Raw genomic sequence first — 23,203 nt, 5'->3', positions numbered from 1 at the left:
GTGGGGGCCGGTGTCGTTTAGGATGACCGCTATGCCCATGGCGTACAGCGCGACCAGCGCGATCATGAACATCCTGCAGCTCATCGCCCTGGTGGGTGTCGCCTTCGCGCTGTTCCACGCCATCCGCCAGCGTCCCGATGCGTTCACTGCCGCGGACAAGCTGAACAAGCCGGGGTGGGTGGCCATCCTCGCGATCGCCCTGCTGGTACTGCTGGTGTTCCCGGTGGTCGGGTTCGTCGGCATCATCGCCGTGGTCGCCATCGGCGTGTACCTCGTCGACGTGCGGCCGAAGGTCGACGACATCCAGCGCGGACCTCGCTGGTAGTCGCTACCCCTGGCCTGTCACGGTCAGCCACAGCAGCGCCCCGTTGAGGGCGACGATCAGCGCTGTCGTCACGACGGCGAGGACGACCGTCGTGCGGGAGTTGATGCGAGTGCCCATGACGGCCGAACTCGAGGTCATGCGCACCAGCGGTATCAGCGCGAACGGGATGCACAGGCTCAGGACGACCTGACTGAGCACCAGCGCCAGCGTCGGATCCACCCCGATGCCCAGCACCACGAGTGCCGGAATCAACGTCACTACTCGCCGGGCCTGGATCGGAATGCGCTTGTGCAGCAGGCCTTTCATGATCTCGGCACCCGCGGCGCACCCCACCGACGTCGAGGCCAGGCCCGACGCCAGCAGGCCCACGGCGAAGACCGCGGCCACGCCGGGGCCCAGATTGTTCTCGATGGCGGCATGGGCGCCGTCGATGGTGTCCGTTCCCTCCTCGCCGCGGAAGGCCGAGGCCGCGAGGAGCAGCATGCCGATGTTGACGCTGCCCGCGATGATCAGGGCGAAGGTGACGTCCCACTTGGTCGCCCGCAGCAGTCGATCGAGCCGGCCGGAATCCTTCTCGACGCCGTGACGGTCCCGCGCCAACGCCGAGTGCAGGTAGATCGCGTGCGGCATGACGGTCGCGCCGAGCATGCTGGCGGCCAGCAGGACCGATCCCGAACCGTCGAAGCCCGGAACGAGGCCGCCCGCGACGCCTCCCGCATCGACGTCGGTGAAGAACAGGCCGGTGAGGAAGCCGATGGTGATGATCGCCAGCATGCCCATGACGACGAACTCGAACGTGCGTTGCCCGCGGCGCGACTGGACGGCCAGCACGGCCATGGACACGACGCCGGTGATGAGTCCACCGACGAACAGCGGAACGCCGAACAGCAGGTTGAGTGCGATGGCGCCGCCGATGACCTCGGCGAGGTCCGTCGCGATCGCCACGGCCTCGGCCTGCACCCAGAACGCCCGCCGGGGCCAGGGGCGCATGCGGGCGCCGAGCATTTCCGGCAGCGATTTGCCCGAGACGAGGCCGAGCTTGGCCGACAGGTACTGGATGAGTACGGCCATGGCGTTGGCGGCGACCAGGACCCAGACGAGCAGGTAGCCGTAGCGCGCACCCGCGGTGAGATTGGCGGCGACGTTACCCGGGTCGACGTAGGCGATCGCGGCGACGAACGCCGGGCCAAGCAGGGTGAACAGCCGCACGGGTGTGAGGCTGCCCGAGGGGGGTAGACGGGTGCCGACGCGCTCTGCCATTCCGTGAGTGTAGGTCACCCGTTCCGTTTTTGTTCGCTGGACCGTACGGAGAAGTTAGGCCACCCGTATCCACCCCTTGCTCATTCTGGTTCGTCGACCCATTCGAGCAGGTCACCGGGTTGGCATCCCAGCACCCGGCACATGGTCTCGAGCGTGCTGAACCGGACCGCTTTCGCTCGCCCGTTCTTCAGCACCGCCACGTTCGCCGGCGTCAGTCCGACGCGGTCGGCGAAGTCGCCGACGCTCATCTTCCGCTTGGCCAGCTCGACGTCGATGCGCACGACGATCGGCATCAGATGACCGCGTCCATGTCGGTACGCAGCGCCGTCGCCTGGCGCAACAGCGCGCGCATCACCACCATGAGAAGTGCTGCGACGCCGATGATCATGCAGAACAGGAACAGCAGGAGCGGCAGGCCGGGATCGTCCGCACGGAATCCGACGACGAGGAAGACCACGGCGAGAACGGCGCCCGCCGCGGCGATCGAGCGGACGATCGCGTCGACCCAGACGAACGACGCATCGGTGAAGATGCGGTCGCGTCGCACCAGCGTCAGCAGCTTCCATGTCGAGACGACGACGACCTGGATGCACACCACCCAGAAGATCGACACCGCCGTCAGGGGCCACCGTAGGTAGGCCGCGTCCGGATTCTCGCGGGCCATGTGGGCGAACTGTCCGGGCAGCGACATGACCTGCAGGAGCACGAGGAGCGCGAAGAGGCAGGCGAGTGCGGCCTTGGATGCCGCGATGACGCGGCCTTCGGTGATCATGGATCGAGTATCGCCGATTATCTATCGATAATCAATAGATGAGTGAGGGTGTCGTCGCTGCAGCCGAGGTCGACGCCTATCGTCTGAGGGTGCCTGTGACGGAGTACCGCATCGACGACCTGGCCCGGGAAGCCGGCGTGAGCGTCCGCAATGTGCGCGTCTATCAGGACCGCGGGTTGCTGCCTCCGCCCCGCAAGGTCGGGCGCACCGGCTGGTACGACGAATCGCACCTCGCGCGGTTGCAGATGATCTCTCGGATGCTCGACCGGGGCTACACCTTCGTCACCATCAGCGAACTCCTGACCGCGGCGCAGTACGGACTGCGTGTGGAGGATGTGCTGGGCACCGAGGACCCGGACGGCGCCGCCACCGTCGACAGATCGGTCTATCTGTCCCGCAGCGACATCGACGCCATGTTCGACGGTCGCATCACGGACGTCGAACTCGGACGCGCCCAGAAGTTGGACGTGTTCACGGCGGAGGGCGACGGTTTCCGCGTCGCGAATCCGGCGCTCGTCCGCGCCGCGAAGGTGCTGTTCGACGCCGGACTGGCGTTGACGGACATCCTCGACCGCACCGAACGTGTGCACTCGGATCTGACCAGCGTGTCGAAGCAGTTCGTCCGTCTGGTCGTCGACCGCTTCGTTCCGGGCGGCGCCGATCCGTTCCTGCTCGAGCCGAGCGAACTCTCCGCGATGGCCGACCTCATCACCACCCTTCGTCCTCTGGCGGCCCAGGCCGTGCAAGCTCTGTTCACCGAAGCCATGGATGCCGAGATCGTGCACGCCATGGAGACCGCGCTCGACGGCGCGACACCGTCGGACTCGCCCGGGTCCGACGACGACACCCGAGGAGACGCATGACCGATCGACGCACGTTGTTGGCCACCGCCGTCGCCGGCGCCGCGGTAGCCGGTGTGGCGGGAGCCGTGGTGTCCCGCCGCCGAAGCGCACCGCCGTCCACCCGACTGGGCGATGCGGACGTGCTTCTGCGTCGACCCGATCTGGAACCGCGGGTGCGCACCGTCGTCGCCGAGGACGGCGCACGACTGCACGTCCGTGAGTACGGGGACCCCGACGCCGATCCCATCGTGCTGAGCCACGGATGGACCTGCTCCGCCGATTACTGGACGCCGCAGATCAACGACCTGGCCGGCACCTACCGGGTGGTCGTGTACGACCAGCGGGGTCACGGGGCGAGCGACGTCGGTACGCGGCCGCTCGGTCCGGACGTCCTGGGAGACGACCTCGCCGCAGTGCTCGACGCGACGGTGAGCACCGACCGACCGGCAGTCCTGGCCGGACACAGCATGGGCGGCATGTCCGTGATGGCCTGGGCGGGAGAGTATCCCGAGCAGGTGCGTCGCTACGTGAAAGCGATTCTGCTGGCCAACACCGCGACCGACAGTCTGGTCCGTGAGACGACGGTGATCCCGCTCCCGCCCGGTGTGGCGCAGGTGCCCGCACGGGTCGCGTCGTCCGTCATGGGATCGGTCCTGCCCATTCCGTCCAGCCCGCTGTCCGCGCGCGCCCTGAAGTACGTGACCATGGGTTCGGCGTCGACGCGCGCACAGGTGGCGTTCTGCGAGCGCATCGTCCGGGACTGTGCACCTCGGACCCGCGGGATGTGGGGTTCGGCGTTGTCCACCCTCGACATCCGCGACGCCTTGCACAACATCGACGTGCCGACGTCCGTCATCGTGGGAACCGTCGACAGATTGACCCCGCCGGTGCACGCCCGAAGCCTCGCCGAGCAGCTGTCCCGCGCCGGCGTGCTGAATGGCGACACGTCCGGGCGCCTGATCGAACTGCCCGGTGTGGGTCACATGAGTTCGGTCGAGGCCATCGCCGATTTCGACGCCGAACTCGTTCGACTGGCGGAACTCCCGGCCTGACCGGAGCCCGACTCAGCTGAAGACGACGGTCTTGCGGCCGTGGACGAGGACGCGGTCCTCGAGGTGCCACCGCAGTCCGCGCGCGAGAACCATCTTCTCGATGTCGCGGCCCTGACGAACCATGTCCGCCACCGCATCCGAGTGGTCGATGCGGATGACGTCCTGCTCGATGATGGGTCCGGCGTCGAGTTCGGCCGTCACCAGGTGGCAGGTGGCACCGATCAGCTTGACGCCGCGTGCGAACGCCTGGTGATACGGGCGGGCGCCGACGAACGACGGCAGGAAGCTGTGGTGGATGTTGATCGCGCGGCCGGACCAGTGCTCGCACAACGACTCCGGGAGTACCTGCATGAAGCGGGCCAGCACCACCGCGTCGGGTGAGTAGCCGTCCACGAGGTCGCGCAGAGTGTCGAAGGACGGTCCACGCTCCGCCGGATCCTTGGGGAACGGGACGTGGTGGAACTGCACACCGTGTGCGCGCGTGACGGATTCGAGGTCGGGGTGGTTGCCGATCACGGCGTCGATGGTCGCGGGCAGCTCGCCGCCGGCGGCGCGACCCAGCAGGTCGTGCAGGCAGTGCCCCTCCTTGCTCACCAACAGCACGACGCGCTTGCGCTCACCCGAGTCGCTCAGCGACCACTCGGTCTCGGGGCCGATCTCGTCTGCCACGGAGGCGAAACGCGCCCGGAGCTCGTCCACCCCGATGTCGATCGACGACGCCGCGACTGCCTGGCGTGTGAAGAACCAGCCGCTGTCCGCATCGGCGTGGTATGCGGCCTCGACGATCGACCCACCGAGATCGGCGAGGAAGGTCGAGATCCGCGCGACGATACCCGTGCGATCGGGACATCCGAGAGTGAGAACGAAGCGGCGATATTCGGACGGCATGGAACCCATTCTCTCACCCGTGACAGGCTGGACGTCATGACTACCCTCACCCGCGGTGACGTCGCCCGCATGGTCGATCACACGCTGCTCAAGCCCGAAGCGACGCTCGCCGACGTGCGGGCGCTCATCGACGAGGCGAAGGATCTGGGAGTGCTCGCGGTGTGCGTCTCACCGTCGATGCTTCCGGTGCGCGACACCGGCGACCTGGTCGTCGCCGCGGTGGCGGGTTTCCCGTCCGGAAAGCATCATTCGCTGATCAAGGGATCCGAAGCGCGCCTGGCCGTCCAGCACGGGGCCACCGAGATCGACATGGTCATCGATGTCGGCGCGGCGACCGCGGGCGACTTCAATGCCGTGCTGTCCGACATCATCACCGTCCGGGAAGCGATGGGGGACAACGCCGTTCTCAAGGTGATCATCGAGTCCGCCGCCCTGCTGGCGTCCGCGCAGGGAGAACGCGCCGTGACGGAGTGCTGCTACGCGGCCGAGCGCGGTGGCGCGAACTTCGTCAAGACCTCCACCGGTTTCCACCCCGCCGGCGGTGCGTCGGTCGAGGCGATCGCTCTGATGGCGTCGGCCGTGGGTGGGCGGCTCGGCATCAAGGCATCGGGCGGCATCCGCGACGCGGACACCGCCCGAGCGCTGATCGAGGCCGGTGCGACACGGCTGGGACTGTCGGGAACCCGCGCGGTGCTGGACGGGTTCCCGGCCTGATCAGCAGCTGATCTGCTGCGAGGAGTCCTGCGCGACGGGGATCGTGTACTGACCGCCGCTGAGCGTCATGTGGATGCCCGTGTCGGTGACCTCGAGCGCGTCGGGAGTCATTCCCAGCGGGTAGGCCTGCAGGCTGTCCGTGAGGATCTTGACGACGCTGTCCGCCAGGTCCGTCGGGATGCCGATGCCGAGGATCGACGCGTCGACCGTCTCCACGACGATGGCGTCGCCCTGGACGACAGGCTTCACCGTCAACTGGGCGAGCCCGCCGACGATGCCGAAGTTCAGCGTGCCCGCCCCCGGGTCGCTGGTGACACCGGAGACGATGCCGCCGACGCCCTGGGCCTGGAGGGTCGCGAGGATGCCCTCGGTGGACCAGGTGACGTCCGCCGAGCTGCTGCCGATCTGCCCGGACGAGGTGTCGCTGCCCGTGAGGTCGACGTCGTCGATGGTGGCCTGGACCTGCATGTCCTGCGCCGGCCCGAACTTCGTGTCGTCGCTGGAGATGTCGACGGACGAGAACTTCTTCGTGGCCAGCGAGAACAGCACGGGCTGCAGTCCGAGCCCGACGTCGATCTGCGAGCCGAGCTCGCTCTCGAACTGCGTGGTGAGGCAGTTCTCGACGCGGTTGCGGGCGTACAGCTCGCCGCCGACGAGCGCGACGATCAGCACGACGACCACGGAGATCGCGATGAGGGGCACTCGGGAGCGCCGCCGGGGTGCAGTGGATTGGCTCATGAGGGACATTGTTCAGCAGGTGTCTGAGGCATCTCTGTGAACGAGGCATCCGGGTGACGAGCCTCCGCGAAAAGACTGTGACAGATGACACATCCGAGTAGTCTCACGTCATGGCCGGTGACGATGTCGTGGAGCGCTTGGACGGACTCGTCACCGAGCAGGACGGGTTCTTCACCTCGGCCCAGGCGATGGATGCCGGGTACACGCCCACCGACATCGGAGCGCACGTCGACGACGGCTCGTGGACTCGCGTGGAGACGGACCTGCTGCGTCTGACCGAGTGGCCGCACCACGACCTCGAGGAGTACTCGAAGTGGTGCGCGTGGCTCGGACCGACCGCCGTCGTCTCGCACCAGAGTGCTGCGGAACTGCACGGGCTCGGGTCGCTCCACCCTCAGTTCGTCCACATCCGGGTCAGCGGAACGGCCCGCGCGCACGATCGACGCCTCGCCGTCCACCGTGGCCGGCTCGTCGGCGCCGACATCGAGTTCACGGGCACCTTCCGCCTGACGACGCCCACCCGCACCGTGCTCGATCTCGCGGCCGGAGGAATCTCGCAGTTCACGCTCGACGAGGTGGTCGGTGACGGGCTGATGCTCGGTCGCCTGACGGTGGACGAGTTGTTCGAGCAGGCGGTCGAGTGCGGGGACCGTGTGGCCGAGCGCGTGGAGATGGCCCTGCGCTGAGATGATGGGCCCGGTGACGCGGACCCTCCTGATCGACAACTACGACTCCTTCACCTACAACCTCGCGCAGTACATCGAGGAGGTGTCGTCGGTTCCGCCGATCGTCGTGATGGGTGATGCCGAGTACGACTCGGTTCCGTGGTCCGATGTGGACGCGGTGGTGGTCTCGCCGGGCCCCGGTCGTCCGAGCCGCGACGCGGACTTCAGCCTGGGTCGCGAGGCGATCCTCCGGAGCGGCCTGCCCGTGCTCGGCGTGTGCCTGGGGCATCAGGGCATCGCCGAATGTTTCTCCGGCACAGTCGACCTGGCGCCGACACCGATGCACGGTCGTCTGTCCGATGTGATCCACGACGGAACGGATCTGTTCGCCGGGCTGCCGTCGCCGCTCCGAGTCGTCCGCTATCACTCGTTGGCCGTCACGCGGGTGCCCGACGTTCTCGAGGTGACCGCACGCAGCGACGACGGAGTCGTCATGGCCATGCGTCACCGCACCTTGCCGATCAGGGGCGTTCAGTTCCACCCCGAGTCGATCGGCACGGAGGGTGGGCTGCAGCTGATCGCGAACTTCCTGAGACTGGTACCGCCGTCGACACGGGTGGCGCCCGCACCCGACCCGCCGTCCATCCGGCCCGCACGGTACGAGGCACACGTCCGGCGGATCGACAGCCTCCCCGACCCGGCCGAGGTGTCCCGACTCCTGGGTGGTGCGACGTCGTTCTGGTTGGACTCGAGCGCCGACATCACGGGGGGCGTCCGCTTCTCGTTCCTCGGCCCGGGTGACGGCCCGCTCGCCGAGCACCTGGGGTACGACGTCGCGACGTCGACGGTCACGGTGCGCGGTGCACAGGGTGAGAGCGTGACCGTGGTGCCGAGCTTCCTCGAGTACCTGGACGAGCAGCTGGGTCTGCGGACCCTGTCCCGCGTACCGGAGGTGCCGTTCGAGTTCACGCTCGGCTACGTCGGGTACCTCGGCTACGAGCTGGCAGCGGAGACGTCCGGAGGCGCCGTCCATGCGGCGCGGACGCCGGACGTGCAGATGATCTTCGCGGACCGACTCGTCGCTCTCGATCACCGTGAACGCTGCACGTATCTGCTGACGCTCTCGGAGGTCGGGGGCAGTTCCGCCGCCGCGCTGGCGTGGCTGGAGTCGACGGGGTCCGCCCTCGCAGCGATGACACCGTGGGAACCGGTCGTTGCTGCACGCCCCGCGTTCGGTCCTCCGCCGGCCGATATACGCCCGCGTCACGACGACGACGCCTACCGTAGGGCCGTCGCGGCCTGCCTGGATCTGATCACGCAGGGGGAGAGTTACGAGATCTGCCTGACCAACGAATTCACCGTGCCGTACACGGGCGATCCAGCGGACCTCTACACCGCGTTACGACGCGTCAGCCCCGCTCCCTACGCGGCGTTCCTGTCCTTCCCCGGCGTCGCGGTGCTCAGCGCGTCACCGGAGCGGTTCCTGCGAATCACCGCGTCGGGAGACGTGGAGTCCAAGCCCATCAAGGGCACTCGCGCCCGCGGACGTACCCCGGACGAGGACGTCGCGGCGCGGGAGGATCTGCGGTCCAGCGAGAAGGACCGCGCCGAGAACATCATGATCGTCGATCTGGTGCGCAACGATCTGAACAGAGTGTGCGAGTCCGGGTCGGTCCGGGTGCCCGTGTTGTTCGACGTGGAGACCCACACTCATGTGCACCAGTTGGTGTCCACGGTCGTGGGGCACCTGCGGGCGGGAGCGACTGCCGTCGACTGTGTGCGCTCGGCGTTTCCGGGTGGCTCCATGACCGGCGCGCCGAAGCGTCGGACGACGGAGATCATCGACCGTCTCGAGAACGGTGCGCGCGGCGTGTATTCCGGTGCGCTGGGCTGGTTCTCGCTGTCGGGCGCTGCCGACCTCTCCATCGTCATCCGGACGATCGTGCTGTCGGGCGGTACGGCGAGCGTCGGTACCGGCGGCGCGATCGTCGCGTTGTCGGACCCCGAGGATGAACTCCGTGAGATGCACCTGAAAGCGGCAGCGCTGCTCGGTGTCCTCGGGCTCACGCCGGTGCGACCGCCTCCCACGGCAGCTGGAGCACGTTGTCCCGCATCCGACGTCGCGGGACCGTGATCGGAAGGCCCTGTGCAGCAAGCGCTGTCGCCGCCGAGCGCCACCGCACCCGCGGGCCGAACGGCGCCAGGGGAGCGGCGACGTCCCACGCACGGTCGGCGGCGCGCAGCACGTCGTGGATGCGTTCGCCGGGAACGTTGCGATGGATCAGGGCCTTGGGTAGGCGCTCGGCGATGTCCGACGGGCGGTCCACCGTGAACGGATCCCAGGCAATGGTCAGGGACACCGGTCCCTGCGCGGCCACGGTCACCCATGTCGCGCGTCTGCCCAGTTCGTCGCACGTCCCGTCGATCAGCAGACCTCCGTCGGCGAGCGAGGACGTGATGCGGGACCACGCCCCCGGCACCGCCTCCTCGGGGTACTGACGCAACACGTTGAACGCGCGCACCAGGTGGGGGCGCAGCCCGGCCAGTTCGAAACCGCCGCGTCGGAAGCTCACGCCGTCCTGATCGGGGACCACTCGCCCCGGGTCGATCTCGAGTCCGACGACGGCGATATCGGCACGGACGGTCCGCAGTCGAGAGGCCAACTCCAGCGTCGTCACCGGGGACGCCCCGTACCCCAGATCGACGACCAGCGGCGCCGACGAGGAGATCAGCAGCGACCGGATCGCCGGATCGTGCACCAGCCTGCGATCACTGCGACGCAACCTGTTGATGTTCGTCGTGCCGCGGGTGACGACACCCTCGAAGGCCATGAGCCGACGGTCCGGAAGCGCAGAGGGGGGATCAGGCGTTCTTCGTCAGCCACTCGTGCGTGACGTCGCCCTCGCCGCGCCACAGATCGACGAGGTTGACCAACATCAGCTGTTCGAGCTTGCCGCCGATGAACGGGATGTAGACCTTCGCCTCGGACGTGGTGCGCAGCGTGGAGCCGGTCTCGGTCGCGAACAGCGACGTCGTGCCGGTGAGGCTGCCGGGACCGGCGGGGATGGACGCGTCGTACTTGCCGGCCGTCGTCTCCGAGTACGCGTCGTGGTGGATGTTGCGGGTGATGACCATGTCCTTCTTCATCACGGCCTGCGCCACGTCGGGAAGCGTGTTGCGAGGGATGATGTGGCGCATGACGACGTCGACGCCGTCGGCGGTGACCTCGAACTTCGTCAGCTCGTTCTCGGACAGTTTGCGCAGTTCGACGATGATCGCGTCCCAGTAGTCCCGGGTCGTCAACGCTGCGTACACCTGTTCCGTCGTGAACGGGAGTCGAGCCGAGTAGTTCATGCGACGTGCCATGGTCGATGAGGTTACCGGTGAGTCAGAGGTGCTCCGGCGCCCAGGTGTCGGTGAAATCCTGTTCGGCGTCGATGAGGGCGAGGACCTGCTCGATGACGGCCTGCTCGATCTTCCCGCCGAAGATGGGCACCTTGACCTCGGCCTGACCCGTCGCGGTGAGCGCGGATCCGGCACCCTTCGACCGCAGCGCGAGAGTTCCGGTGATCGAGGCGGGAGCGCCCTCGACCTTGGCCTCGAACGTGCCCGAGGCGCCCTGGGCGTCCAGTGAACCCCACGACTCGGTGCGGTGGATGACCAGGTCACCGGGGCGGATGGAGGTGATCGCGCCCGGCAGCAGCTCCTCGGCGATGGCCTGCGTCATGGATACGGACACGGTGCGGGTGTCGGCCGTGTCCCCGGAGACGGTGACATCGTTCAGCACGGCCTTGGGGCCGCCCACGGCCTCGAGGCGATCCGCCCAGTACTTCTCCGACGTGAGCGCGGCGTGCACCGTCGCGGCGGAGAGGGAGGACGGGACCGTGTGATCGAACCTGCGTGGCATGGACTGAGATTAGCGTGCCGGTCAGCCGGACCCGTGGCGCGCCACCACGGAGAAGAGCGGATCGTCGTACCCGATGTCGAAGGTGCACTCGCCCGGCCGCGGATCGGGCACGAACGCCCACAGAAGGAAGCCCGCGGTGCCCGCGTCACGCTGGCCGACGATCTTGGTCTCGATGTCCGTCGCCCGCTTCTCCAGCGAGGTGCAGGACCCCGCAGTCTGGCCGATCTCGCCCATGAGCAACGGCTTCCCGGCCTCCCGTGCCTGCGTGAGGCGACGTGCGAGCCCGTTCCACTGATCCCCCGGCAACGCGACGCCGTCCGCGCCGTAGTCGTGGTACTGCACGATGTCGACGAACGGAGACTCGGCGATGGTGCGGTACTCGTCTCCCTGCGTTCCGCACTGTCCGCCGCCTGTCAGGCCCGCCGTGATCGGAGTCGACGGATCCGACGCCCGGATCAGCGCACCCGCGTCGTCCATGAAACGCCGCAACACCGCGCCGGCGTCGGACGGGCACGTGCGCTCGGACCAGTCGCAGGAGTCGCCGCACACACCGGGCTCGGGCTCGCCCACCAGTTCCCACGCCGCGACGGCGGGATGGCCTGCCCATCGCTGGACGGCCGTGTCGACCCAGTCCTCGAAGCTGACGACGGCGCGCGTGTCCGCCACGTCGTGCCATCCCTCGGTGTACCAGTAGCGATCCTTGAACTCGTCGTTCTCGCACGCGCCGTCCTGCGCGGCCAGCACCGGGATCACGAGCTGGTCGTGCGTCCGTGCCGCCTCCAGCACCGCGTCGATCGGCGCGAAGTTCAGGGTGCCGGTGGTGCGGTCGACGGCCAGCGCCTGGAATGCGTCGAAGCGGGTGATCGATCGCGGGGGCAGGGAGGCGAAGTACTCGTCGAGGTCGACCATCGCTCCGCAGCCCTCGTTGATCGACCAGTTCGTCGCGAGTTGATAGGCGTCGAACCCTGCGGGCCACCAGGGCCGGCCGTCGAGTGTCAGACCGTCGACGGTCGAGCCGACCCTCGACGACGGCGTGGTGGGAGCCGCGACGGACGGCGCCTGCTGCGTGCAGCCTGCGATGAGCAGCAAGGTCAGCACGACGATCACCCGTGTCGCCGCGAGGGGCCTGCGGCCGTGGCCGGACGCGGATGGCATTGCGCGACTCTATCCCGAACCGGCGCGTATCGAATGCGTCCGGGCGATGCGCAGCCGTTTTGTTTAGACGACGAAAACCGCCCATGACAATGGTTTGACGGTGGATAGTCACCCTCCGGGATGGGTTTCGTTCTTGTCGGTAGTTCTGCGAAAGATGTTGTGCTGGTTGAACATGTAACGGAACGGTCACCGCCCTCTTCGAATGCACAACTGGTCGGTTCGTGACTTACGATCAACATCCGTTCGCCGTCGTGCGGGTCCGTTCATCCTTTGTCGAGAAAGCCGAGCCCGCACCGATGCGTAGTTGTTCCCTTCGCGGACGAGGTGCATTCGTCGTCGTCTCCGTGCTCGCGTTGTCCCTGGGGTCGATTCCCGGGGCCGCAGCTCAGGAGGACACCGACGTCACCGCCGAGTCCGCACCGCCGATCCCGTCGACAGCCCTGACGTTCGGCTCCATGGGTCTCGGTGGCTCGGTAGCACTGACGGGGCAGCGGGGAACGGCGGTGGCGACTCTTCCGGTGCCGCCGGGAACCATGCCCACCGCACTGCGCGGCAGTCTCGACGTTCCCGCGGGGATCGATCGCGGGTGGCTCGACGTGACGTCGGGCGACCGGATCATCGGTCGGGTCGATCTCTCGTCGGGAGCTCCGAACGTTCCGGTGAACGTCCCGCTGGCCGGGCTCGAGGTCGTCGACGACACCGTCACGCTGCAGATGACCACGTCGGTGATCCCCGCTGCGGGCTACTGCCTCGACTCACGCGACGCCTCGACGGTACGTCTGCAGGATCCGGTGATGGACGTGGCAGGGGTACCCGCCGTGCCGACGGTGGTGGCCGACTTCCTGCCCCCGGTGCTGTCCACACTCACGATCTACGTGCCCGACGAGCCCACGGCGGACCAGTCGACCGCCGCCCTGACCCTCGCGACGTCGGTCGTCGACTTCTACGGGTCGCAGCCGGTCCGAGTGGTGGTCCGTCCGGAGCGTGATCTCTCCACCGCGGCACCCGACGGTCCCTTCGACCGCTCGGTCGTCCTGCAGTCCAACTCGGACGGCGACGCGCAGCTGATCTTCACGGACGCACCCGATGCCCCGCCGCAGCTCTACGTGTCCGGCGAGGGGACGGTGCTCACCGATCAGATCGCGCTCCTGACCAGCGACATCTCCGCGCTAGCGGTGTCGACCCGGGTGTCCGCGGGCGCCGTGGCGGCCGTCCCGACCCTGACGGCCGACACGATGACCCTCGCCGACATGATGCTCGGACCGCTGACGGCGTCGGGATCGGGAAACGTGACGGTCACCGTCCCGCTGGACCAGACGCGACTCGGTCGCGCCGCGTCGGACATGCGCGTGCACGTGCTGGGCGACTACACGCCGATCTCGTCGGGAATGGCGGGCGCACTCCGGATCTCCGTCGGCGACACCGACCTCACGTCGTGGCCGGCCGACGCATCCGGGACCATCGACCGCTGGGTGGATGTCCCCGCCGACTTGGTGGAGCGCGTCACGTCCCTCGACGTGTCGATGCAGACGTCGGGCAACGGTGACACCTGCAGCTCGGGCGGTTCCCTGTCGCTGACGGTGAACGACGACACCGCCGTCGAGAGTGCCGGCGGAACGCCCGACGCGGGTGGATTCGCGTCGGTCCCCCAGGGGTTGATGCCCAGCGTGGACGTCGCCTTCACCGACGCCTCGTTCGAGAACACCGTGCGCGCGACGACGCTGCTGACCGGGTTGCAGCGGCTGTCCGCGCGTGTCCTCTCACCCTCCGTGGTGCCGTTCGAGGACGTCCTGAACGGGACCGACCCCGCGATCGTCCTGGCGCCGAACGGGTTCGACGATTCGGGCGCGAGTGCTCCGCTGGACCTTCCGCTGGCGACCACCGGAACCAGCATTCTCACTCTGCAGGACCAGGGCGGTAGCGACGACGGCGTGCAGGTCACCGTCGACAGCGGCGTGCCGTTCGCGTCTGTACAGGTGACTCGCCAGAACGACCGGACGCTCCTCGTCGCCACCTCGTCCGATGCGTCCCAGCTCGACGGTCTGGTGTCCTGGTTGGGCGAGGACCCGACGCGGTGGGACGGACTGACCGGCAACGTGTTGTTCGGAGCCGGTGCGCGGGAACCGGTGTCACTGTCGTCCGCGAGCGACGAGGTGGCCGCCGAGCCGGTCGCCGGTGGATCGACGGCACCGTCCGGCGTGATGTCCATCCTCGTCGCCGGGGGCATCGCGGTGGCCGTCGGAGTGCTGGCCGCGGTCCTGGTGTGGATCCGGAGCCGGGGCAAGCAGGACGTACGTCCCGGCGATTCCGGCGCCCGGGACAGGGATCCGGACGCGTCGTGACACCGGCCGTCCGCACGATGATCGTGCGGTGGAGCATCCTCCTCGCCTGCGTCACGCTGGCGTTCTTCCCCACCTGGACGCGCCTGCTGGACGAGGCGCAGGCCGGCGCGGTCACGAGCTACATCTTCATCCTGCCGGTGTTCGCGGTGGTGGCCGGAGTGGGGATCCAGCGCCGCAGGGCGAACGAGCTGCCGATCCACGACCGTCAGACCGACATCATCGTCGGCGGCATCGGCGCGCTCGTCGCGCTGGCCGTGCAGGCGCTGTGGCTCCCGCGGTACTCCGATCAGTACGCACTGCTGCACATCGACGTCGCGGCGGCCGTGATCTTCACCCTCAGCGGGGCCGTCCTGCTCTTCGGGCTCCGGCCCGTCGGGCGGTTCTGGCCGCTGCTGGTCCTGACGCTCTCGCTGTCGCCGGTGGTGTACCGCATGACGGCGGTGGCGCTGGGCGGTAGCCGCTTCGCGTACGGAATCGTCCTCGTTCTGCTGGCGGGTGCGGCGGTCGGCATCGCGGTGGGGCGCACAGGACGGCGAGCGGTTCTGGGTTTCCTGATGACCGTGGCCGTGGGGGCCGCGGTTCTTAAGGTCGTCCTCGTCCTGCGCCCCACGATCCATATCGCTGCGCTGCAACTGATCCCGACGGTGAGCGCCGCGGTCGCGACAGGCGCACTCTTCCTCGTGCTCGCTCGTCGTGACCCGACGCTGTCGGCCCGTGAGCGCCCGTCGTCCGCACCTCCGACGAAGTCCGTTCGATCCGCGGTGGGCACCGTCGTCGTCGTGGCGGTCGTGCTCTTCCTCCTTCCGCTTCCCGACGAACCACGGCCGATCGAGACCGCCGGTCCGCCCGGTCTCGAGACGGCGCTTGCGGTACCGACAGGGTGGCGTCAGATCGACGACGAGTCCTACTCCTGGGTGCGCTCCTACTTCGGATCCCGGTCGTCACTCGTGCGCCAGGAGTGGCAGGCCGCGACCGCGAACCCCGACTGGGACAGCCGGAATCGGCCGCGAACGGTGGTCGTCGACACCTTGACGACGACCAACGCGGCCAGTCTCGCGATCTACCCCGAACGCACGCTGTACCGCCTGGTGAACACGCGCACCAGTACCTCGCTCCCCGTGACGCTGGGACGCGGCGTCACCGCATCGCTGTACACGTCCGTGAACGACGCGCTGCTGCTGACGTGGACCAAGCTGGTCTTCGACTGGGTACGGGACGGAGCCTTCCAACGCGTCACGATCATCAGCGTCGACAATCACGAACCGGATGCCGACTTCCCCGTTCCGACGCCGTCGATGGCATCGAACATGTCGTCGGTTCTCTCGGTCTTCCTGCGCGGCAACACCATCGTCGCCGACGACGACCCCGATTTCGACGACCGCGACATGCTCGCCTCCGTAGGATCGGCACTGGTGTCCGCGCAGTTCCCGGCGGGAACGGGCGGAGCGCCGTGACCGCGCAGCGGCCACCGCGGGTGGGTTCCGAAACGGCCGAGTTCCGTGCCGCGGCACTCGAGGACGCCATCGACGGTCTGGCCCGACGTGACCCGCTGGCGTCCGCCGCGGTGGCATTCGTTCCGTGGCAACGCAATCTGGGCATCGGGGTGCTGGCGGTGCTCGTGGTCGCTCTGGTGCTGGCGCCGATCGCGACGATGGTCACGGTCAGCGTCGTCTGCACCGTCGGCTATCTCGCCATGATGATCGACCGGGTGCTGCTGTTCGCGCGGGGGCTCGACGCGTCGGCGATCGTCACCGTCACCGACGCCGAAGCGCTCGCCGTGCCGGATGCCGACCTACCGGAGTACACCATCCTGGTCCCCGCCTACGACGAACCCGAGGTGGTCGGCGATCTGATCGCCGCGATGACCGCGTTGAACTATCCCCCGGAGAAGCTGCAGGTGTTGTTGCTGCTCGAGGAGGACGACGACGTCACCATCGAGGCCGCGCGACGTACCGGGGTGAGCCAGGTCGTCGAGGTGGTCCTGGTGCCGGCCGGAGATCCGCGCACCAAACCCAAGGCGTGCAACTACGGTCTGCACTTCGCTACGGGCACGATCATCACCATCTTCGACGCCGAGGACCAACCCGACCCGTTGCAACTGCGCCGGGTCGTCGTCGCGTTCGGTCGACTGCCGTCGACGGTGGCGTGCGTGCAGGCGAAGTTGGCCTTCCACAACGGTTCCCAGAATCTGCTGACCGGATGGTTCACCGCGGACTATGCGCTGTGGTTCGGCTACCTGCTGCCCGGCCTGATGAAGAGCAAGTCGCCCATCCCGCTGGGCGGGACCTCCAATCACCTGCGTGCCGACGTCATCGCCGAGGTCGGCGCGTGGGACGGCTTCAACGTCACAGAGGATGCCGATCTGGGAGTGCGGATCGCCGCGTCCGGCTACTCCACCGCCGTCCTCGACTCCACCACCCTGGAGGAGGCCAACAGCGATCCGATCAACTGGGTGCGCCAGCGGTCGCGCTGGTACAAGGGATACCTGCAGACGTGGCTGGTGCACATGCGGCGGCCACGTCGCACCGTCCGCGCACTCGGACTGGTCGGCACGTACCGGTTCACCCTCCTGCTGGCCGGGACACCGATCACCGCCTGCATCAACATGGTCTTCTGGTTCACCACGGCCGCATGGATTCTGGGTCAACCGAGCATCGTCATCCAACTCTTCCCGCCGTACATCTACTACTTCTCGCTCGTCTCGCTCATCCTCGGAAACGTCGCGACCATCTACATGTACCTCGTGGCCAGCCGGGAGAGTGGCAACGCGTATCTGCTCGTGCCCAGCCTGACCATGCCGTTGTACTGGGTGATGATGAGCGTCGCGGCGCTCAAGGGGTGTTGGCAGTTGCTACGGAACCCGTCCTACTGGGAGAAGACGTTCCACGGATTGTCCGCACCCGGGCCGGCGCCCGCACCCGGGCCGGCGCCCGCACCCGAGCAGGACACGACGCCGTGACGACACGACTCTTCACCGGGGTGTTCGCCGCTTACGCACTCCTCGGTGCGGTGCTCTCCGTCCGGTTCGGCTACCTCATGGGCGACGCGCTGAGCCGGACCTACGCCGCGCAGGCCGTGCTGTTCAGCCGCGATCCGCACGTGTCGGCCATCGGATTCGTCTTCACCCCACTGACAGCGTTGCTCCAACTGCCGCTCGTCGCCTTCTCGGATCTCGTTCCCGCACTGACCCGATGGAACATCTCCGGCATCGTCGTCTCGGCAGCATTCATGGCGGGCACCGTCGTCATGGTGTACGGAATCTGCCGGGACCGCGGGTGCGAGCGCTTCCAGACGATCGCGCTCACCGCCGTCTTCGCGATCAACCCCATGATCGTGTTCTACGGCGCCAACGGGATGAGCGAAGCCATCTTCCTGTTCTTCCTGTGCTGGACCGCGCGTCGACTGCTGCGCTGGACCAGTACCGACGACGTCCACGACCTGCTGATCGCCGGGGTGGCCCTCGCCCTCGCCTACCTCACGCGGTACGACGCCGTCGCCGCCATTGCCGCCGCAGCCTTCCTCGTGTGCGGCGTGACACTCGCGAGACGAGGACGCGCCGGATGGCGCTCCATGCGTCGGCAAGCGGTGCTGGATGCCGTGCTCGTCGCCGGTCCCGGACTGATCGCGTTCGTCGTGTGGGCGATGATCAGCTGGGTCATCACCGGTCAGGCATTCGCCCAGCTGTCCTCGACCTACGGCAACGCCGCGATCCTCGAGCAGTCCGGCGGACCCAGCGGAGACCCGCTGGGCAACGCCGCGTACGTCGTGACCGCGATCCTGGCCATGGGACCCGTTCTGCCGCTGCTGCTCCCGTCCGTCGCGGGCCTGTCGTGGCGTCGGCGCGATCTCGAGTTCCTGGTCGCGCCGGCACTGTTCGGCTCGGTCCTCGCGTTCCAGGCCGTCAGCTACATCGGCGGGTCCACGTTCGGATTCCTGCGCTTCTTCATCGCCGCGATCCCGCTGTCCGTCATCGCGTGCGCGCAGGTGTTGTCGCCGCGCGGCGTGATGGTCAGCCGGCGGCCCGGAGTGTTCGCGCACCGGCGCCTACGGCCCGACGCCGCCACCGACCGGGCACGGTTCCGCCGCGTCGTCGCCGTGGGAACGGTGGCGGCGTCCGTGCTGTCGCTGCCCGTGACGACATACGTCTTCCTTCGCCCGTCCCTGTCTCCGCAGCAGTACGCGCTCGGCCAGTTGTTCGCCGACACACCGTCGGAGGAGGCGGCGCGCATCATCGCGTCGTTCTCCACGGAGCGGTCGATGGCCGACTATCTGGACGCGCAGAACCTTCCCGACGGATCCGTGCTGACCGATTCGGTGTTCGGCTTCGCCGTCGTGGCGGCGTCGAGCAGGCCGAAGCAGTTCGTGGTGCCGTCCGACGAGGACTTCACCACCATCCTCAACGACCCGGCGGAGGCCGGCGTCCGGTTGATGCTCACGGTGCCCAACACCGGGCGCGGCGAGTCGGACGCTCTCAACCGCCGATATCCGACGGTGTGGGACAACGGCGCCGAGGTGGGCACCCTGGTCGTCGAGGTGCCCAACGACGGTGCGGATCAACCGATCTGGCGCATCTATCGCGTGATCGGCTGACGCAGGGGCTAAGCCTTCGCCGACCGGAGCTGGTGACCCTTCGAGGTCAGGCACTTGCCCGTCTCGAGGTTCCAGTCCCAGCCGTGCAGGTTGCACGTCAGCGTGTTCCCCTCGATGACACCGAACTTCGACAGATCCGCCTTCAGGTGCGGGCACCGGCGCTGGATCTCCCAGCCGTCCTTGACGATGGTCGCCGTGTCGTCGTGCGCCTCGGCGAACCAGCCGTCCGCGTACGCGATGCGCTCGTCGGTGAGGCACTTGAAGAACGTGTACAGGAACTCGTTGTAGCCACCGACCCGCTTCGCGCGGAATCGCGTCGACAAGTAGATCGAGTTGACCCAGTCGGACTCGCCGTCCCGCAGCACCGTGCGGACCAGCTCGGCCGGGATCTCGAATGTGTAGCGGAACTTCTCGTCCTGGATCGGTTCGCGCACGATGCGTTTCGGGAAATCGAGCACCACTCTGTCGGCGCCCTGCAGATTGAGCTCCACCGGGTAGCCGATGCCGTCGGAGATCTGGTCGGTCTGCGCCATGATCGGCTCGAACAGCGCGCGCAGCGGTCCCAGCAGCGGCTCACCGGCTGCGGTCGCCCACGACGCCTTCTCGGCCGCGATGACGTCGGCCTGACGCTGCGCGTACGCCTCGATGTAGTCGGCTTTGCCGGTTGTGAAGATCGCCTCCACCTCGTCGGTGGGCAGTGGGTGCGCCAGCTCGTTCAGGTCGGAACCGGCAAAGTCCGCCGTGGTTCCCGGCATCATCAGCAGGCCCTTGTCGTGGCCGTGGCGGCGCATCTGGTCGAGGAACACCATCTGGTCGGGGAAGATGTTCGCCGGATCGCCGTAGACGTCGTTCAGCGAGCGCAACTCGTCGTCGAGGAAGCACGGGGGACCGGCGGACGGGATGACCCACGTCGCGCCGACCTGCTCGATGTACTGCCGACACCGGTCCATCTGCCGCTGCCGCTTCTGGGTGCCGAAGGCATCCTTGGCGCGCTGTGGCATGTCGTAGACCATCGGGTACCAGATGGCACCGGAGTACTGCAGCATGTGGACGTCGATGTGGCCGAACGCCTCGGTCATCATGTCCAGGTCCACGGGCCGGGCGTCGTTCATGTTGAACGCGGTGGTCTCCCCGTCGCTGACGACGAGGCCGGAGTCCCCGATGGGGCCGTCGGCGGGGGCGCGCAGTGCGACGATCATCACGTCGAGGTCGCCCTTCGGGCCGGACACCGTGTGCTTGACCGAGTCGGTCGTCTCGAAGAACTTGGTGAAGCCGAGCTTCTCGAGCTCCGTGCGCAGATCCGGCACCGGGTAGTCCGGCAGCAGCACCACGGCGTCCTTGTTGACGTGCTTCGCCAGGTGCTTCGGGTCGAAGTGGTCCTTGTGAAGATGCGAGACGTACAGGTAGTCGCAGTTGCCCAGGTCGTCCCAGTCCAGCTGGGAGTTGTCCGGGAACGGGAACCACGACGTGAAGTACGCCGGATTGACCCACGGGTCGCACAGAATGGATCCCGCTGTTGTCCGAATGTGGAATCCGGCGTGTCCGACGCTGGTGACCTGCACGTGAATCCTTCCGAAAGACCTAGTCCGTTCACCCTCCATGGTAGGCGCGCTCGCGCGGGTGCCTGCCACCCCGACCGGCCAGGTACCGTTCACCCTCGTGACCAGCAGTCCTCACCTGTCCGCGGACCTCGTTCGCAGCGGCGATCCCGCGCGCACGACCTTCGCCGATCTCACCACCATCCGCGTGGGCGGTTCCGTCGGCACGTTCGTCGACGCGACCACGTCGGAGCAGCTCGTCGACGCCGTGCGCAGCGCGGACGCCGACGGTCGGCCCCTGCTGGTGATCAGCGGCGGGTCCAACCTGCTCGTCGGCGACGACGGCTTCGACGGTGTCGTCGTCCACATCGCCACCTCCGGGTTGCGCGTCGACGGCACCCGCATCCACGCCGATGCGGGAGTCGAGTGGGACCTGCTCGTGCGGACCGCACTCGACCACGGACTCGCCGGTGTCGAGGCCCTGTCCGGGATCCCGGGCAGCGTGGGCGGCACTCCCGTGCAGAACGTCGGTGCCTACGGGGCATCCACCTCGGACTGCCTCGAATCGGTCACTGTTCTCGACCGCGAGAGCGGCGAGGTGGAGGTATGGGACAACGCCCGCTGCGGGTTCGGATCGCACCGGTCCTCGGCGTTCAAGTACACCGACCGCTACGTCGTGGTGAACGTCACGTTCGACCTTCAGCGCAGCGACGAGTCGGCTCCCGTGCGCTACGCCGCTCTCGCCGAGCGGCTCGGTGTCCGCATCGGCGACACGGTGTCCGCTCGGGAGGTCCGCGACGCCGTCATCGCCCTGCGCACGGATCGCGGCATGGTGTGGAACGAGGCGGAGCACGACTCGTGGAGTGTCGGATCGTTCTTCCTGAATCCGATCGTCGAGGTCGTTCCGCCCGAAGCTCTCGGATCACCGCAGTTCACGGACCCCAAGGGCATCAAACTCAGCGCCGCCTGGCTCATCGAACATGCCGGCTTCTCCCGCGGCTACGGCGCGGACTTCGGCACCGGGCGCGTCACGCTGTCCACCCGCCACGTCCTGGCCGTCACCAATCGGGGCGGCGCCACGGCGGCGGATGTTCTCGCGCTCGCGTCGCACGTCAAGGCCGGTGTGTTGCAGAAGTACGGGATCACCCTGACCCCCGAGTGTCGACTGGTGAACTGCTCGCTCGACTGACGAGTCTGTTTCCACAGGTACCGTTGTGCGCGTGAAGATGCAGGGGAAGACACCGATCGCGGCCGTTCTCGCGGTGCTGGCGCTCGTGGTGGCGCTAGTGGCGGGATGCTCGACCGGCTCCGGTTCCGGGGGGTCGGCCGCAGCGCCGACCACCGAGGCCGCGCCCGTCGCCGCGGTGACCTACACACCCGCGGCCGGCTCCACCGACGTGTCGCCCTCGACGCCGGTCTCGGTGACCGTCGCCGACGGGACCTTCCAGCAGGTGGCGCTGACCACGGCCGACGGCCGGACGGTCGCCGGAAGCCTGGATCCCGCGAAGACCACGTTCACCGTCACCGAACCGCTGGGCTACGACGCCGTCTACACCTGGACAGGCACCGCCGTCGGGAGCGACGGCAAGACGGTCCCCGTCGAGGGCACCGTCGGAACCGTCGCCCCGGCGTCCATCACCTCGGTCTCTACGAACATCGGTGACGGGCAGGAAGTGGGCGTCGCGGCGCCGATCATCCTGAAGTTCGACGATGCGATCGTCGACAAGAAGGCCGTCGAGAAGGCGTTGACCATCACGACGAACCCGCCCACCGTCGGATCCTGGGCCTGGTTGCCCGACGACGGCGGGTCGCGGGTGCACTGGCGTCCGCAGAACTACTGGGCACCCGGCACGTCCGTGCAGGTGTCGGCGAAGTTGTACGGCGTGAACTACGGCGGCGGCGCGTACGGCGACTCCGACGTGAGTATCGACTTCTCCATCGGTCGCAGCCAGGTGGTCATCGCCGACGCGACCAGTCACCGCATGCAGGTGGTCCGCGACGGCGTGACCGTCATGGACATCCCCGTCAGCTACGGCGAGGGCAACGAGGACCGCAACGTCACGCGCAGCGGCATCCACGTGGTGTCGGAGAAGTACGAGGACTTCCTGATGTCGAATCCGCCGTTCTACGAGAACGTGCGCGAACGCTGGGCCACCCGTATTTCGAACAATGGCGAGTTCATCCACGCTAATCCGCTGACCACCGGCGTCCAGGGATCGTCGAACGTCACCAACGGCTGCATCAACCTCTCCACCGAGGACGCCCAGACGTACTTCCAGATGGCCGTCTACGGCGATCCGGTCGAGGTCACGGGCACGCGCATCGACCTGTCGGCGGCCGACGGCGACATCTACGACTGGGCTGTGGACTGGTCCACGTGGCAGTCGATGAGCGCCCTGGCCGCCTGACCGATCG

Annotated in this window: 22 protein-coding genes; 12 read left to right on the top strand and 10 right to left on the bottom strand. The window is 67.9% G+C overall.

Annotated elements, in window-relative coordinates; genetic code table 11:
- Window positions 1-31: 31 nt before the first annotated feature.
- On the top strand, window positions 32-325 hold the full coding sequence (locus AC0IX4_RS06755; protein ID WP_082043085.1) for a DUF2516 family protein: 294 nt from the start codon (window positions 32-34) through the stop codon (window positions 323-325).
- 3 nt (window positions 326-328) lie between these two features.
- On the opposite strand, the gene AC0IX4_RS06750 is transcribed toward AC0IX4_RS06755, so the two are convergent.
- From AC0IX4_RS06750 to AC0IX4_RS06740, 3 genes are all read right to left on the bottom strand, one after another.
- Complete coding sequence (locus AC0IX4_RS06750) at window positions 329-1,585, bottom strand: Nramp family divalent metal transporter (RefSeq protein WP_471828482.1); 1,257 nt, start codon at window positions 1,583-1,585, stop codon at window positions 329-331.
- Between the two features lie 80 nt (window positions 1,586-1,665).
- Window positions 1,666-1,878, bottom strand: coding sequence for a helix-turn-helix domain-containing protein (locus AC0IX4_RS06745; RefSeq protein WP_042574929.1), 213 nt, complete (start codon window positions 1,876-1,878; stop codon window positions 1,666-1,668).
- Complete coding sequence (locus AC0IX4_RS06740) at window positions 1,878-2,357, bottom strand: DUF2975 domain-containing protein (protein WP_471828481.1); 480 nt, start codon at window positions 2,355-2,357, stop codon at window positions 1,878-1,880. The genes AC0IX4_RS06745 and AC0IX4_RS06740 overlap by 1 nt, the downstream gene beginning before the upstream one ends.
- A gap of 38 nt (window positions 2,358-2,395) precedes the next feature.
- Between AC0IX4_RS06740 and AC0IX4_RS06735 the strand changes: the two genes are divergently transcribed.
- Window positions 2,396-3,220: a MerR family transcriptional regulator gene (locus tag AC0IX4_RS06735; RefSeq protein ID WP_471828480.1), complete on the top strand. Its 825-nt coding sequence runs from the start codon at window positions 2,396-2,398 to the stop codon at window positions 3,218-3,220.
- The gene (locus AC0IX4_RS06730) at window positions 3,217-4,251 is read left to right on the top strand and encodes an alpha/beta fold hydrolase (RefSeq protein WP_471828479.1); all 1,035 of its coding nucleotides are present in this window, start codon (window positions 3,217-3,219) and stop codon (window positions 4,249-4,251) included. The genes AC0IX4_RS06735 and AC0IX4_RS06730 overlap by 4 nt, the downstream gene beginning before the upstream one ends.
- A 12-nt stretch (window positions 4,252-4,263) precedes the next feature.
- On the opposite strand, the gene purU is transcribed toward AC0IX4_RS06730, so the two are convergent.
- Window positions 4,264-5,148 carry a formyltetrahydrofolate deformylase gene (purU, locus tag AC0IX4_RS06725; RefSeq protein ID WP_471828478.1) on the bottom strand — a complete coding sequence of 295 codons (885 nt, stop codon included), beginning with the start codon at window positions 5,146-5,148 and terminating at the stop codon, window positions 4,264-4,266.
- Window positions 5,149-5,175: 27 nt separating this feature from the next.
- On the opposite strand from purU, the gene deoC reads away from it, so the two are divergent.
- Window positions 5,176-5,853, top strand: a complete 678-nt coding sequence (gene deoC / locus AC0IX4_RS06720; protein WP_042574924.1) for a deoxyribose-phosphate aldolase — start codon at window positions 5,176-5,178, stop codon at window positions 5,851-5,853.
- Here deoC and AC0IX4_RS06715 read toward each other — a convergent pair whose 3' ends face one another.
- Complete coding sequence (locus tag AC0IX4_RS06715) at window positions 5,854-6,591, bottom strand: LmeA family phospholipid-binding protein (protein WP_056074352.1); 738 nt, start codon at window positions 6,589-6,591, stop codon at window positions 5,854-5,856.
- 110 nt (window positions 6,592-6,701) lie between these two features.
- On the opposite strand from AC0IX4_RS06715, the gene AC0IX4_RS06710 reads away from it, so the two are divergent.
- Window positions 6,702-7,277, top strand: coding sequence for a type IV toxin-antitoxin system AbiEi family antitoxin domain-containing protein (locus AC0IX4_RS06710; RefSeq protein ID WP_056073924.1), 576 nt, complete (start codon window positions 6,702-6,704; stop codon window positions 7,275-7,277).
- A 4-nt stretch (window positions 7,278-7,281) separates the two neighbouring features.
- Complete coding sequence (gene pabB / locus AC0IX4_RS06705) at window positions 7,282-9,390, top strand: aminodeoxychorismate synthase component I (RefSeq protein ID WP_471828800.1); 2,109 nt, start codon at window positions 7,282-7,284, stop codon at window positions 9,388-9,390.
- On the opposite strand, the gene AC0IX4_RS06700 is transcribed toward pabB, so the two are convergent.
- From AC0IX4_RS06700 to AC0IX4_RS06685, 4 genes are read right to left on the bottom strand one after another with little or no spacing between them, the layout of a single operon-like run.
- Window positions 9,320-10,087: a class I SAM-dependent methyltransferase gene (locus AC0IX4_RS06700; RefSeq protein ID WP_471828477.1), complete on the bottom strand. Its 768-nt coding sequence runs from the start codon at window positions 10,085-10,087 to the stop codon at window positions 9,320-9,322. The two genes, pabB and AC0IX4_RS06700, sit on opposite strands and share 71 nt — an antisense overlap.
- Before the next feature lie 31 nt (window positions 10,088-10,118).
- Complete coding sequence (locus AC0IX4_RS06695; protein WP_042574921.1) at window positions 10,119-10,622, bottom strand: DUF2505 domain-containing protein; 504 nt, start codon at window positions 10,620-10,622, stop codon at window positions 10,119-10,121.
- Window positions 10,623-10,644: 22 nt separating this feature from the next.
- Complete coding sequence (locus tag AC0IX4_RS06690; protein ID WP_042574920.1) at window positions 10,645-11,163, bottom strand: DUF2505 domain-containing protein; 519 nt, start codon at window positions 11,161-11,163, stop codon at window positions 10,645-10,647.
- A gap of 21 nt (window positions 11,164-11,184) precedes the next feature.
- Window positions 11,185-12,318 carry a glycoside hydrolase 5 family protein gene (locus tag AC0IX4_RS06685; RefSeq protein WP_471828475.1) on the bottom strand — a complete coding sequence of 378 codons (1,134 nt, stop codon included), beginning with the start codon at window positions 12,316-12,318 and terminating at the stop codon, window positions 11,185-11,187.
- A 221-nt stretch (window positions 12,319-12,539) separates the two neighbouring features.
- On the opposite strand from AC0IX4_RS06685, the gene AC0IX4_RS06680 reads away from it, so the two are divergent.
- Genes AC0IX4_RS06680 through AC0IX4_RS06665 form a run of 4 tightly spaced genes read left to right on the top strand, consistent with a single transcriptional unit; the run spans window position 12,540 to window position 19,250 of the window.
- Window positions 12,540-14,660, top strand: a complete 2,121-nt coding sequence (locus tag AC0IX4_RS06680) for a hypothetical protein (protein WP_471828474.1) — start codon at window positions 12,540-12,542, stop codon at window positions 14,658-14,660.
- Complete coding sequence (locus AC0IX4_RS06675; RefSeq protein ID WP_471828473.1) at window positions 14,657-16,114, top strand: hypothetical protein; 1,458 nt, start codon at window positions 14,657-14,659, stop codon at window positions 16,112-16,114. Before AC0IX4_RS06680 ends, AC0IX4_RS06675 begins: the two co-directional genes overlap by 4 nt.
- Entirely contained in the window at window positions 16,111-17,619 is a 1,509-nt protein-coding gene (locus AC0IX4_RS06670; RefSeq protein ID WP_471828472.1) for a glycosyltransferase, read from the top strand. Before AC0IX4_RS06675 ends, AC0IX4_RS06670 begins: the two co-directional genes overlap by 4 nt.
- Entirely contained in the window at window positions 17,616-19,250 is a 1,635-nt protein-coding gene (locus AC0IX4_RS06665; protein ID WP_471828471.1) for an ArnT family glycosyltransferase, read from the top strand. The genes AC0IX4_RS06670 and AC0IX4_RS06665 overlap by 4 nt, the downstream gene beginning before the upstream one ends.
- A gap of 8 nt (window positions 19,251-19,258) precedes the next feature.
- On the opposite strand, the gene AC0IX4_RS06660 is transcribed toward AC0IX4_RS06665, so the two are convergent.
- Entirely contained in the window at window positions 19,259-20,812 is a 1,554-nt protein-coding gene (locus tag AC0IX4_RS06660; RefSeq protein WP_471828470.1) for a Rieske 2Fe-2S domain-containing protein, read from the bottom strand.
- 97 nt (window positions 20,813-20,909) lie between these two features.
- On the opposite strand from AC0IX4_RS06660, the gene AC0IX4_RS06655 reads away from it, so the two are divergent.
- Window positions 20,910-21,977, top strand: a complete 1,068-nt coding sequence (locus AC0IX4_RS06655) for a UDP-N-acetylmuramate dehydrogenase (protein WP_471828469.1) — start codon at window positions 20,910-20,912, stop codon at window positions 21,975-21,977.
- A gap of 37 nt (window positions 21,978-22,014) precedes the next feature.
- The gene (locus tag AC0IX4_RS06650; protein WP_471828799.1) at window positions 22,015-23,196 is read left to right on the top strand and encodes a L,D-transpeptidase; all 1,182 of its coding nucleotides are present in this window, start codon (window positions 22,015-22,017) and stop codon (window positions 23,194-23,196) included.
- Window positions 23,197-23,203: the final 7 nt, after the last annotated feature.

The sequence above is a fragment of the Rhodococcus sp. AC861 genome (assembly GCF_979256035.1).
Note: the sequence above shows the minus strand (reverse complement) of the source record. Positions and strands in the feature narration are given on the sequence as shown.

What these genes read in the sequence shown, in the direction of transcription:
- AC0IX4_RS06755 (WP_082043085.1), top strand. Translation starts at nt 32, where the DNA reads ATGCCCATGGCGTACAGCGCGACCAGCGCGATCATGAACATCCTGCAG.
- AC0IX4_RS06750 (WP_471828482.1), bottom strand. Translation starts at nt 1,585, where the DNA reads ATGGCAGAGCGCGTCGGCACCCGTCTACCCCCCTCGGGCAGCCTCACA.
- AC0IX4_RS06745 (WP_042574929.1), bottom strand. Translation starts at nt 1,878, where the DNA reads ATGCCGATCGTCGTGCGCATCGACGTCGAGCTGGCCAAGCGGAAGATG.
- AC0IX4_RS06740 (WP_471828481.1), bottom strand. Translation starts at nt 2,357, where the DNA reads ATGATCACCGAAGGCCGCGTCATCGCGGCATCCAAGGCCGCACTCGCC.
- AC0IX4_RS06735 (WP_471828480.1), top strand. Translation starts at nt 2,396, where the DNA reads ATGAGTGAGGGTGTCGTCGCTGCAGCCGAGGTCGACGCCTATCGTCTG.
- AC0IX4_RS06730 (WP_471828479.1), top strand. Translation starts at nt 3,217, where the DNA reads ATGACCGATCGACGCACGTTGTTGGCCACCGCCGTCGCCGGCGCCGCG.
- purU (WP_471828478.1), bottom strand. Translation starts at nt 5,148, where the DNA reads ATGGGTTCCATGCCGTCCGAATATCGCCGCTTCGTTCTCACTCTCGGA.
- deoC (WP_042574924.1), top strand. Translation starts at nt 5,176, where the DNA reads ATGACTACCCTCACCCGCGGTGACGTCGCCCGCATGGTCGATCACACG.
- AC0IX4_RS06715 (WP_056074352.1), bottom strand. Translation starts at nt 6,591, where the DNA reads ATGAGCCAATCCACTGCACCCCGGCGGCGCTCCCGAGTGCCCCTCATC.
- AC0IX4_RS06710 (WP_056073924.1), top strand. Translation starts at nt 6,702, where the DNA reads ATGGCCGGTGACGATGTCGTGGAGCGCTTGGACGGACTCGTCACCGAG.
- pabB (WP_471828800.1), top strand. Translation starts at nt 7,282, where the DNA reads ATGGGCCCGGTGACGCGGACCCTCCTGATCGACAACTACGACTCCTTC.
- AC0IX4_RS06700 (WP_471828477.1), bottom strand. Translation starts at nt 10,087, where the DNA reads ATGGCCTTCGAGGGTGTCGTCACCCGCGGCACGACGAACATCAACAGG.
- AC0IX4_RS06695 (WP_042574921.1), bottom strand. Translation starts at nt 10,622, where the DNA reads ATGGCACGTCGCATGAACTACTCGGCTCGACTCCCGTTCACGACGGAA.
- AC0IX4_RS06690 (WP_042574920.1), bottom strand. Translation starts at nt 11,163, where the DNA reads ATGCCACGCAGGTTCGATCACACGGTCCCGTCCTCCCTCTCCGCCGCG.
- AC0IX4_RS06685 (WP_471828475.1), bottom strand. Translation starts at nt 12,318, where the DNA reads ATGCCATCCGCGTCCGGCCACGGCCGCAGGCCCCTCGCGGCGACACGG.
- AC0IX4_RS06650 (WP_471828799.1), top strand. Translation starts at nt 22,015, where the DNA reads ATGCAGGGGAAGACACCGATCGCGGCCGTTCTCGCGGTGCTGGCGCTC.